The 715-nt window shown below is 61.3% G+C and carries 1 protein-coding gene; it reads right to left on the minus strand.

The genetic code is table 11. The features are described 5' to 3' along the window. The coding region (locus tag A9X04_RS22360) for an acyl-CoA dehydrogenase family protein (RefSeq protein WP_197509300.1) at positions 1-715 on the minus strand (715 nt) is incomplete at both ends.

The following is a 715-nucleotide window of genomic DNA, read 5'->3' on the forward strand; positions in this document are numbered from 1 at the left end:
CTTGACGACGTGGCGCCACCGTCCACCGGTGCACCTCATCGGGGCCGTCGACGATGCGGCTCATTCTCGCCTCTGAGAGCCAGGCCGCCAACGGCAGGTCGTGGGTGTAGCCCAAGGACCCGTGTATCTGCAACGCCGTGTCGACGACATCGATGAGCATGTTGGCAATGTAAGTCTTGGCGATGGAATTCGCGATCCGCAAGTCGAGCCCGCGTTCCATCTTGTAAGCCAGGTGCAGGATCATCAGCCGGGTGACGTAAAGCTTCTCGGCGCAGTCGGAGAGCATCCACTGGATTCCCTGACGATCAGCCACCCGTTTGCCGAAGGTGACTCTTTCACATGCCCGCGCGGCCGCCATGTCAAGCGCTGCTTGGGCTTTCGCGATGCTCCACATGCCGTGCCGCAGCCGGCCGTAGCCGAGGCGATGCTGGCCCATGGCAAAGCCCTGTCCAAGTCCGCCGAGAATGTTCTCGTGGGGGACAACGAGGTCGTTGATGCGCACTTCGGCGTGGCCCATCTGGATTTCGCCCTGGTAGGTGGGGATATCGGATTCGCCCATGATAGGGATATTGCGGACGATATCGAAACCCGCGTTGGGCAGCTCCACCAAGAAGGTGGTGTATTGCCGATGACGAGGGGCGTCGGGATCGGTCTTGGCCATCACCAGTGCCAGCTGAGAAATGGACGCCCCTGAGGTGTACCACTTCTCGCCGTT

It is taken from the genome of Mycobacterium sp. E3247, from assembly GCF_001667785.1.
GTDB lineage: Bacteria > Actinomycetota > Actinomycetes > Mycobacteriales > Mycobacteriaceae > Mycobacterium.